Genomic DNA, 10,595 nt, shown 5'->3' on the forward strand with positions numbered 1-10,595 from the left:
CCGGTCGAGCGCACCGAGCGGGGCGCGGCGAAGCCGGGGTCGGCGGCACGCGGCACGGCGGCGGCGACGTCCATGATCTCGGCCGGGGTGCGGTAGTTGACGTCGAGACGGCGGTAGGCGTAGCGGTCGCCGACGTACGGGGCGAGGATGCGGTCCCAGGAGCGGCAGCCGGCCGGGTCGGCGGTCTGCGCGGGGTCGCCGACGAGGGTCATCGAGCGGTTGGGGGAGCGCCGCATGAGCAGCCGCCACATCATGGCGGACAGCTCCTGCGCCTCGTCCACGATGATGTGCCCGAAGGCCCACGTGCGGTCCTCGGCGGCCCGTTCGGCCGCGCTGCGCCGGTCGCGCTCCTCGTGCCGCTCGGCGAGCCGTTCGGCGTCCACGACGTCCTGGGCGCCGAGCACCTCGGACTCCTCGTCCTCGAACTCGTACGTGCGCGAGGCGGCGGCCACGTCGAGGACGCCCTGCGCGTACTCGGCCTCCTCGCGCCGCCGCCTGGCCTCGGCGGCGCGGCGCAGGGAGTCGTCCTCGCCGAGGAGTTCGGCGGCCTCGTCCAGGAGCGCGACGTCGGCGGGGGTCCAGGGCGCGGGGGTGAAGACGCTCCCGGACCAGGTGCCGGGGGCGCGCCGGATCGCGTCGGCGTCCTCGGCGGGCAGGTGCGCGTCGGGCGCGGCGAGGAAGGCGGTGACGAACTCCTCGGGGGTGAGCCGGGGCCAGAGCGTGTCGATCGCGGCCTGCACGGCCGGGCTCGCCGCGATCTCCTTGCCGAGTTCCGCGATGTCGGCGGGGTCGAGGAAGTTGGGGCCGCCGTAGGGGTCGGCGCCGATGCGGTCGGCGAGCTGCGCGGTCAGCGCGTCGATGACCCGGAAGGCGAAGTGGGGGCGGGCGAGGTTGTGCGGCACGAGGGCGGCGCGGGCGCGTTCGCGCGCCTCGGCGGCGGTGGCGCGGTCGAGGGTGAGCGTCCCGTGGTCCTCGTGCGCGATCTCCAGTACGGGATCGGGGAGCGCCTGCCGGTCGGCGAGCGTCCTCGCGAGCACGTCCGCCATGCGGGCGTCGCCCTTCGCGGCAATCGCGCGCGGGGTGTCCGTCCCGGTCGCCTTGATACCCGGGTACAGCTCGCCGGGCGTCGCGAGCCACACGCCGGTCTCGCCGAGGGAGGGCAGGACCTCCCCGATGTAGTTGAGGAAGGCGCCGCCGGGACCGACGATCAGGACGGCGCTGCGGTGCAGGCGCTCGCGGTCCGCGTAGAGGAGGTACGCGGCGCGGTGCAGCGCGACGGCGGTCTTGCCGGTGCCGGGGCCGCCCTCGACGACGAGGACGCCGCGGTGCGGGGCGCGGATGATCTCGTCCTGCTCGGCCTGGATGGTGCGCACGATGTCGCCCATGCGCCCGGTGCGCGCGGCGCCGAGCGCGCCGAGCAGCACGGCGTCGCCGCTCGGGTTCTCGAAGGCGCCGGGGGCGCTCTCTTCGAGGTCGAGGGTCTCGTCGTGCAGGGCGGTGACGGTGCGGCCCTTGGTCGTCAGGTGCCTGCGGCGGCGCACGCCCATCGAGTGCAGGCCGGTGGCGAGGTAGAAGGGGCGCGCGACGGGGGCGCGCCAGTCGATGAGCAGCGGGGTGCGTTCGCTGTCGTCGGCGCGCAGCCCGATCCGGCCGATGTGGTGCGTGACGCCGTCGCGCTGGTCGATCCGGCCGAAGCAGAGCCCTTCCTCGATGCCGTCGAGTTCGGCGAGCGTTTTGCCGTACTCGAAAGCGGCGATCGAGCGTTCCAGTTGCGCCTGGTGCGCGTTGCCGACCGGGCGCAGGGCGTCGCCGGCCGCGCCCTCGGCCCGGTCCCTGAGGGCGTCGAGGCAGCCGTGCAGCAGATCCACGTACGCCTGTTCGGCGCGCAGCTCCGCGCGGGCCCGCTCCTCCCGGCTCGCTTCCTGACCGTTCCCGGCCGTGCCGGTCTCGTTTGACAAGACTGCTCCCTGCCCGCTACTATTCGAGTACACGCTCTTCCGTTTGCCCGTATTATGGCAGCGCGGAATCGCTCAGTATACGCGTCGAAACGCCCCGGCCTCAAGTGGCCGGGGCGTTTTCGCGTGCCGGGGGGGGTGTGCTCGTGCCCGGCCGGTACGGGCGGCGGGCCGGGGGTGTCAGGCGGCCATCCGGTCCAGGTCCTCGCGCAGCCTGCGGCCCGAGCGGGCGCCGACGAGGGTGCCGAGGGGTTCGCCGTCGCGGAAGAGGATCATCGTGGGCGCGGCGAGCACCTTGAACCGCGCGGCCGTCAGCGGCGCCTCGTCCACGTCGAGCGCGACGACCCGCAGCGCGCCGGCCCGCTCGCGCGCCAGCCCGGCGAGCACGGGGGCGAGCTGACGGCAGGGCGGGCACCAGGTCGCGGTGAACTCCACGAGGACGAGCCCGGGGGCGAGCAGCGCCTCGGACGCGAAGCGGTCGTCGGTGAGGCGGGTGACTTCAGGGCTGGCCGGCATGAGGGGTCTCCTTGACCGTGGGTGTGCCGGGCAGCGGGGCGAGGGCGCAGCCGGGCTCCGGGGGCGTCCCGGCCGCCAGGGCCCGTACCGCCCCCTCCGCGCGCGCCAGTTGCGCGGCGACGCGGGCGCGGGCGGCGAGGACCTGGGCGACGAGGGCGTCCATCTCGGCGAGCTTGCGGCGGTAGCCGCCGAGCGAGGCGGGACACGTGTCACCCTCCTCGTGCCCGGCCCGCAGGCACTCCACGAAGGGCCGCGTCTCCTCCAGCCCGAAGCCGACCTCCTGGAGCGTGCGGATCTGCCGCACGAGGCGCAGGTCGGCCGCCCCGTAGACCCGGTGCCCCTGGCCGTCGCGCCGCGCGGCGAGCAGCCCGCGCGCCTCGTAGTACCGCAGCGCCCGCGTCGTCGTCCCCGCGCGCTCCGCCAGCTCCCCGATCCGCATCTCGCCCTCGTCCATGCCACGACGGTAGGACCTGACGCCGACGTCAAGGCCAGCCCGAGCGGTCCAGCTCTGCCGGGAACCGGCAGTGACCAGGGACGACGGCTCTGCGAGGCTGGACGCATGAGACGGTCCTTCACCTGGCACGCGGGCCCGGCCCTCGTCTGCGGCGCCCTGCTCGTCGCGCTGGGGCTGTGCGCGGGAGCGCCCTTCGCGCGATGGGCCGCCGGGGCGGGATGGCTCGTGGTGGCCGGGTTCGCGGCGGCGTTTCCCGCGAGTGCGGCGGCGCTCCTGCGGTGGCTGCGGGCCGGGGCGGACCGGTCCACGCTCTGGGCCTCTTTCCGCTGTCTGCCTCGGGCGGTGCGGCTGGGCTGCGCGGGGCTCGTACTGGCGGGGTTCCTCGTGACGGGGACGGCCTTCGCGGCTTTCGGCGATCTCCAGGACGCGCGGGCCGAAACGGGCGGCTGGTCGGCGCTCGACACGCGCACGAAGGACCGGGTGCCGGTGTCGCGGGAGCGGTACGAGGGGATACGGGCCGCCGGGCGACGCGGCTTCCTCGCGCTGTCGGGCACCCTTCTCGTCGTGAGCGGGGCGCTGGTGCCGGCCCTGGGCGAGTGGGACCGGGCCGCCCGGGCCGGGCACCCGGCCGGGGCGGGGCGGACACGGGCGGGGAGCGGCGTAGGACCCCGAATGCCGCGAGCGGGGGGCCTCACCCCGTGGCCGCGCCCCCTCCCCCGCTCACGCCCGGACCCCCAGCCTCCGGTTCTCCAGTACCGGGATCGTCTCGCGCACCGTCGTCACCTCCGCCACGTCCACCTCCGCGAAGACCACCCCCGGCTCCGCCCCCGCCGTCGCGCGGACCGTGCCGTCCGGGCCCGCGAGCAGGCTGTGGCCGATTCCTGTCGGCGCCTTGCCGGAGCGGGGCAGGCCGCTCGCCTCCGGGTCGGCCTGGTCCACCGCCGCCACGTACAGCGTCGCGTCCAGGGCCCGGGCGCGGACCAGGAGTTCCCACTGCTCGCGCTTGCCGGGGCCCGCGCCCCAGGAGGCGGGGAGGACGCTCAGGAGCGCGCCCGCGTCCGCGTGGGCGCGGAAGAGTTCGGGGAAGCGCACGTCGTAGCAGGTCGCCAGGCCCGTACGGACGCCGTCCACGTCGATCGTGACGACCTCGGAGCCCGGCGCGACCGTCGCCGACTCGGCGAAGCCGAAGGCGTCGTAGAGGTGGATCTTGTCGTAGGCGGCCTCGACGCCCGGGCCGGTCGCGAGCAGCGTGTTCGTGACGCGGCCGTCCGGGGCCGGGGTGAACATCCCGGCCACCACGACGATCCCGTGCTCGGCCGCGATCGCGCGGACGCCTTCCGCCCACGGCCCGTCCAGCGGCTCCGCGAGCGGTGCGAGCGGGATGCCGAAGCACGCCATCGTCGCCTCGGGGAAGACGACGAGCCGGGCTCCCCCGGCGGCGGCCTCGCGCGTGCGCTCCCGCACGAGGTCCAGGTTCGCCGCGGGCTCGGGGCCCGAGGTGAGCTGGCCCAGCGCGAGCCTCAGCACCGTCGTGGTCATCGTCGTACGTCCTCCCTCTCGGCAACGTCCTCCCCATGGTCGCCCCTGCCCGCGCCGAAGGCACCCGCCACCCCCTTGACTCCCCCTCAGCCTCGGCACAGACTCCTCCCCAACACCTGACAACGATGTCAGCCATCACGCCGGTGCCGCCGCGATGGAGGAGAACCACGTATGTGGGGATTCAGGAACAGACCGCGCGCGGTGCGCGGAGCCGGGGCCGCCGCCCTGGTGCTGGCCATGTGCGGGCTCGCCGTACCGCCCGCTGCCGCCGCCACGCAGCACGGGGGCGGACACGGGCACGGCGGCGGGACCGCGCTCGTCACCGATCCGAGCCGCTACGTCGACCCGTTCATCGGGACGCAAAAGGGAACCGACTGGGAGAACACCTGGCCCGGCGTCACCGCGCCCTTCGGGATGATGCAGTTCAGCCCGGACACGGCCGAGGGGCCCACCGGCTACTCCTACGACTCGGACCGGATCAAGGGCTTCAGCCTCGACCACTTCTCGGGCGGCTGCTCCTCGTTCGGGAACATCCCGCTGCTGCCCGTGACGGGCGCGATCGGCGAGAAGCCCGCCGGGCGGACCGAGCACTTCTCGCACGCCGAGGAGGAGGCGGAGGCCGGCGCGTACAAGGTGCGCCTCGCCGACTCGGGCGTCGATGTCTCGATCGGGGCGCGCACGCGCGCGGGCATCGCCTCGTTCACGTACCCGAAGGGCTCGCGGGCGCAGGTCCTCGTGAAGTCCGGTACGAGCCTGGGCGGCGACTACGCGGCCGAGGCGCACCTCGTCGGCGACCGCGAGGTCGCGGGCACCGTGACGCCGCACGGGCTGTGCAACAACAGCCGGTACACGCTGCACTTCGACATCCGCTTCGACCGCCCGTTCACCGCGCACGGCACGTGGGACGGCGCGGGCAAGGTCACCGAGGGCTCCTCGAAGGCCGAGGGCGCCGACTCGGGCGCGTACCTCACCTTCGACACCGCCCGCGACCGGCGGGTGACCGCCAAGGTCGGCATGTCGTACGTGAGCCAGGACGGCGCGGCGCGCAACCTGACCACGGAGATACCCGGCTGGGACACCGGGAAGGTGCAGGCGCGGACGCGCGCGGACTGGCGCGAGGCGCTCGGGAAGATCGAGGTGGGCGGTGGCACGGACGCCCAGCTGACGACCTTCTACACGTCGTTGTACCGCTCGCTCCAGTCGCCCAGCGTCTTCAACGACGTCGACGGCCGCTACATCGGCTTCGACAACAAGATCCGCAAGGTGGCGAAGGGGCACACCCAGTACGGGACCTTCTCGGACTGGGACATCTACCGCTCGCTCGCCCCGCTCCAGACGATGCTGTACCCCGAGCGCGCGGGCGACATGGCCAACTCGCTGCTCAGGGACGCCCAGCAGCAGGGCGGCTGGTGGCCGAAGTGGCCCGCGCAGAACATGACGGGCAACGTCATGAACGGCGACAACGGGGTGCCGCTCTTCGCCCAGTACGTCGCCTTCGGCGCGAAGGACGTGGACATCAGGTCGGCGCTGCCGATCATGAAGAAGAACGCGACCGTGTCCCAGAAGGTCGGCTGGGGCTGGATCGCCCGGCCCGGCGTCGAGGACTACGTGCGGCTCGGCTACGCGCCCAACAACAGCGACTCGCAGGGCGACCACGGCCTCCAGGGGGCTTCGGAGACCCTGGAGTGGGCGATCGACGACTTCGCGATCTCCCAGCTCGCCGGACGCGTCGGTGACAGGGCGACCGCGCGCGAGTACGCCAAGCGCGGCCAGAACTGGCAGAACATCTTCGACCCCGCGACCGGCTACCTGCGCCCGCGCGACGACAACGGCTCCTTCCCGGCGGGCCCCGGCTTCGTCAAGCCGCCGGACAGCGCCTTCGGCCAGGACGGCTACGACGAGGGCAACGCGGCGCAGTACAACTGGCTCGTCCCGCAGAACCTCGCCGGGCTCGTGACGGCGATGGGCGGCAAGGACAAGGCGATCCCGCGCCTGGACGCCTTCTTCAAGGAGCTCAACGCGGGCGGCAACGAGCCGTACGCGTGGATGGGCAACGAGATCGACACGGCCGCGCCGTGGGTCTACGACTACGTGGGCCAGCCCTGGAAGACCCAGGAGGTCGCCCGGCGCATGGTCAACGAGATCTACACGACGGCGCCCGACGGGCTGCCCGGCAACGACGACAACGGGGCGCAGTCCTCGGTGTACGTGTGGGCCGCGCTCGGCATGATGCCCGCGACGCCCGGCACCCCGGCGATCGCGCTCAACAGCCCGCTGTTCCGGCGCGCCGAGATCCACCTCGGCACGGGCCGCACGCTGAGCGTCACCGCCCCGAAGGCGGCGGCGGACGCCCCGTACGTGACCGGCGCGAAGCTCGACGGCCGCACGTTCGAGTCGACGTCGCTGCCCGAGAAGGTCGTGACGCGCGGCGGGAAGCTCGACTTCTCGCTCTCGACGCGCCCCGACAAGCACTGGGCGACCTCCGCGAAGGCGGCGCCGCCGTCCTGGCGGGCGTACGAGAGGTCCGCCGTCGGCTACCTCACGCCGAACGGCACGCGGGTGACCGAGGCGGGCAAGGGCCTCAAGGGCACGGTGGGCGTCTCCGCGCTCGCGGGCCGGCCCTCCGCCGTGCGCTGGGCGGCCTCGACCGACGACCCGCACGTGAAGGTCTCGCCGTCCTCCGGGACGCTGAGCCTGCGGCACGCGCGGACGGCCGAGGTGCCGGTCGCGATCAGCACGGCGAAGGACACGCCGTCCGGCTACCACCCGGTGAAGATCTCGTTCCGTACGTCCTCGGGCGAGGAACTGCCCGGCGGGGCCGTCGTGGTGACCGTTCCCGACCCGGACGGCACGGCCACGGCCTGCGCGACGCTCGGCGCGGAGGACACCGAGTGCGGGCTGCGCGCCCGCGACAACGGTGACGGGCACTGGAACGTCGTGGAGAAGGCGGGCCGTTCCGGGCACGAGACGACGGAAGGGTCCCCGTTCCAGTACTTCGACGTGGACAACACGACCGTTCCCGGCGGGAACTACCGGGCGACCGTGAGCGTGGAGTACTTCGACCACGGCACGGGCGGCTGGAGTCTCCAGTACGACGCGGTGGGCGACGCCTACAAGGCGACGCCCGAGGTCGCGAAGACGGGGACCGACACGTGGAAGACGGCCGTCTTCGAGGTCGATGACGCCGCCTTCCACAACGGCGAGAACGGCGGCACCGACTTCCGGCTCGCCAACAGCGGGGACGCCGGGGTCGTCGGCAAGGTGACGGTCGCCACGCAGGGCGAGGGGGTGCTGGCCCTGCACCTCTGCCCCGCCGCGTAGCGGGGTGGGGCGGGGTGCGGGGGCTCGGCGCCCCCGCACCCCGCCTCCCGGGGCTCCGCCCCGGACCCCCGCTGCTCACACGCCGGAGGGGCTGAGTTCCTCCGTCCGCGGCTCGGGCATCGCGCCCTCCGCCTCGGCCTCGTCGACCAGGGTCTTCTCGTCGAACGGCAGCTTCCCGGCGAGGACCTGGTCCACCCGGTCCTTGTCGATCTCCTTCGTCCACGTGCCGACCAGGACCGTCGCCACCGCGTTGCCCGCGAAGTTCGTCAGGGCGCGCGCCTCGCTCATGAAGCGGTCGATGCCGACGATCAGGCCGACGCCGTCCACGAGTTCGGGGCGGTGGGACTGGAGGCCGCCCGCGAGGGTCGCGAGCCCGGCGCCCGTGACGCCCGCCGCGCCCTTCGACGCGATGATCATGAAGACGAGCAGCGAGATCTGCTGGCCGATCGAGAGCGGCTGGTCCATCGCCTCGGCGACGAAGATCGAGGCCATCGTGAGGTAGATGGCGGTGCCGTCGAGGTTGAAGGAGTAGCCGGCCGGGACGGTGATGCCGACGACCGGGCGCGAGACGCCGAGGTGCTCCATCTTCGCGATGAGGCGCGGCAGCGCCGACTCGGACGAGGAGGTGGAGAGGATCAGCAGGAACTCGCGGGCCAGGTACTTGAGGAGCAGCAGGATGTTGACGCCCGCGAAGAGCCGCAGCAGCGCGCCGAGCACGAGGACGACGAAGAGCACGCACGTCACGTAGAAGCCGATCATGATGACCGCGAGCGATTTGAGCGCGTCGACGCCCGTCTCGCCGACCACGGCGGCCATCGCGCCGAAGGCGCCGACCGGGGCCGCCCACATGATCATGGCCAGGACCCGGAAGACGAGCTTCTGGATGTGGCCGATACCGCGCAGCACCGGCTCGCCGCTCTTGCCGAGGGCCTGGAGCGCGAAGCCGACGAGGAGCGCGACCAGGAGCGTCTGGAGGACCTTCTCGCTCGTGAACGCGGAGACGAGCGTCGTCGGGATGATGCCGAGCAGGAAGTCCACGGTCGACTCGGGGGCCTTCGGCGCCTGCGCCGCGCCCGCCTCGCGCACCGACTCGGTCAGGTGGAGGCCCTGGCCGGGCTCCAGGAGGTTGCCGACGAGGATGCCGATCGCGAGCGCCACGGTCGACATCACGAGGAAGTAGCCGAGCGCGAGCCCGCCCACGGCGCCGACCTTGGCGGCCTTCCGCACCGAACCGATGCCGAGAACGATCGTGCAGAAGATGATCGGCGAGATCATCATCTTGATCAGGTTCACGAAGCCGGTGCCGAGCGGTTTCAGCTCGACGGCCACGCCGGGCGCGGCGAAGCCGAGGACGATCCCGAGGATCACGGCGCCGATCACGGCGAGGTAGAGGTAGTGGCTCTTGTCGCGGCGTCCCCGCGCGGCGGGCGGCGGGGTCGCGGGCCCGTGTCCCTCGGGCTCGGGGACGGCTGCCTCGGTGGCTGACACGGGTTCCTCCTGGGGACGTCATCGTCGGGGGCGGCGTGCGGAGACTGCGGCTCGCTGCGCACGCCGGGCTGCGGCGACTATCCCGTACGGTGTGACCCGGGTCACCGTTTCGGTCATTGAGGTCGCGCGGACCTGCCCCGGGGGCTCCGGCGTGCGCCCTTCTTGGGCACACTGTCCCGATGCGTCTTCCCCGTCCCCGGAGCCTGGCCGGTCAGCTCTTCGCGATGCAGGTGCTCCTCGTGGCCCTCGTCGTCGCGGGCTGCGCGCTGTTCACGTACGTGAGCGACCGCCGCCAGGCGCGGACCGCCGCCGAGCGGCAGGTCACCGCCGCCGCGCTCGCCATCGCCGCCGCGCCCACCGTGCGCGAGGCGGTCGGCGCGCCCGAGCCGACCCGCGTCCTCCAGCCGTACGCGGAGAAGGTCCGCCGCGAGGCCGACCTCACCTTCGTGACGATCATGTCCCCCGAGGGCATCCGCTACACCCACCCGACGCCGGACCGGATCGGTGAGCGCTTCCTCGGGCACCGCGCCGAGGCGCTGCGCGGGCGGACCTTCTCGGAGACGTACCGGGGCACGCTCGGGGTCTCGGTGCGGGTCGTGACCCCGGTCAAGGACGGCGACCGCGTCACGGGACTCGTGAGCGCCGGCATAGACGTCACGGCGATCAGCGAACGGCTGCGGCACCAGGTGCTGCTGCTCCTCGTGACGGCGGCGGCGGCGCTGCTGCTCGGCGGCACGGGCACGTACGTCATCAACCGGCGCCTGCGCCGGCACACGCACGGCATGAACGCGACCGAACTCGCCCTCGTGCACGACTACCACGAGGCCGCGCTGCACGCGGTGCGGGAAGGACTGCTGATGCTCGACGGGCACCGGGCCGTGGCCCTGCTCAACGACGGGGCCCGTGAACTGCTCGGGCTGCCGCCCGGCGGCTACGTCGGGCGCCCCGTCGCCGAACTGGGCCTGCCGCGCGGGCTCACCGGGGCACTGCTCGCCTCGGAGCCGCGCGTGGACGAGGTGCACCTGACCGAGGAACGCGTCCTCGTCGTCAACACCTCGCCCGTCTCCGGCGGTCAGCGCTCGGGGACGGTGGTGACCCTGCGGGACCACACCGAACTGCGGGCGCTGATGGGCGAGCTGGACGCCGAACGCAGCTTCGGCAAGGCGCTGCGGGCGCAGGCGCACGAGGCGGCGAACCGGCTGCACACGGTCGTCTCGCTGGTCGAACTCGGGCGCCCCGAGGAGGCGGTGGAGTTCGCGACGGCCGAACTGGAGCTGGCCCAGGCGCTCACGGACCGCATGACCGGGGCGGTCGGCGAACCG

7 protein-coding genes are annotated in these 10,595 nt (G+C 73.5%); 2 read left to right on the forward strand and 5 right to left on the reverse strand.

Translation table 11 applies throughout. From position 1 onward, the window contains the following. The 4 genes from SSBG_RS07240 to SSBG_RS07255 form a co-directional block, all read right to left on the reverse strand. Positions 1 to 1,958 (reverse strand): HelD family protein (locus tag SSBG_RS07240; RefSeq protein WP_008745548.1); only part of this gene is annotated, 1,958 nt, incomplete at its 3' end. Positions 1,959 to 2,135: 177 nt separating this feature from the next. After that, positions 2,136 to 2,471, reverse strand: a complete 336-nt coding sequence (locus SSBG_RS07245; RefSeq protein ID WP_008745549.1) for a thioredoxin family protein — start codon at positions 2,469 to 2,471, stop codon at positions 2,136 to 2,138. Next, positions 2,455 to 2,910: a MerR family transcriptional regulator gene (locus tag SSBG_RS07250; RefSeq protein WP_008745550.1), complete on the reverse strand. Its 456-nt coding sequence runs from the start codon at positions 2,908 to 2,910 to the stop codon at positions 2,455 to 2,457. Before SSBG_RS07250 ends, SSBG_RS07245 begins: the two co-directional genes overlap by 17 nt. A gap of 735 nt (positions 2,911 to 3,645) precedes the next feature. Further along, positions 3,646 to 4,449, reverse strand: a complete 804-nt coding sequence (locus SSBG_RS07255) for a carbon-nitrogen hydrolase family protein (RefSeq protein WP_199781437.1) — start codon at positions 4,447 to 4,449, stop codon at positions 3,646 to 3,648. A gap of 186 nt (positions 4,450 to 4,635) precedes the next feature. On the opposite strand from SSBG_RS07255, the gene SSBG_RS07260 reads away from it, so the two are divergent. Further along, positions 4,636 to 7,785: a GH92 family glycosyl hydrolase gene (locus SSBG_RS07260; RefSeq protein WP_234010403.1), complete on the forward strand. Its 3,150-nt coding sequence runs from the start codon at positions 4,636 to 4,638 to the stop codon at positions 7,783 to 7,785. A gap of 75 nt (positions 7,786 to 7,860) precedes the next feature. Here the strand turns inward: SSBG_RS07260 and SSBG_RS07265 are convergent, their stop codons facing one another. Continuing rightward, positions 7,861 to 9,273 (reverse strand): C4-dicarboxylate transporter DctA, encoded by a 1,413-nt coding sequence (locus tag SSBG_RS07265; protein ID WP_008745553.1) that lies wholly within the window; start codon positions 9,271 to 9,273, stop codon positions 7,861 to 7,863. Between the two features lie 179 nt (positions 9,274 to 9,452). Between SSBG_RS07265 and SSBG_RS07270 the strand changes: the two genes are divergently transcribed. Further along, positions 9,453 to 10,595: PAS domain-containing protein (locus SSBG_RS07270; RefSeq protein ID WP_037869147.1), on the forward strand; the 1,143-nt coding region annotated here is incomplete at its 3' end.

This window comes from Streptomyces sp. SPB074, assembly GCF_000154905.1.
Taxonomy (GTDB): domain Bacteria; phylum Actinomycetota; class Actinomycetes; order Streptomycetales; family Streptomycetaceae; genus Streptomyces.

Bases quoted from the DNA above. Each gene is read 5' to 3' on its own strand.
- SSBG_RS07245 (WP_008745549.1), bottom strand. From the start codon at position 2,471: ATGCCGGCCAGCCCTGAAGTCACCCGCCTCACCGACGACCGCTTCGCG.
- SSBG_RS07260 (WP_234010403.1), top strand. From the start codon at position 4,636: ATGTGGGGATTCAGGAACAGACCGCGCGCGGTGCGCGGAGCCGGGGCC.
- SSBG_RS07250 (WP_008745550.1), bottom strand. From the start codon at position 2,910: ATGCGGATCGGGGAGCTGGCGGAGCGCGCGGGGACGACGACGCGGGCG.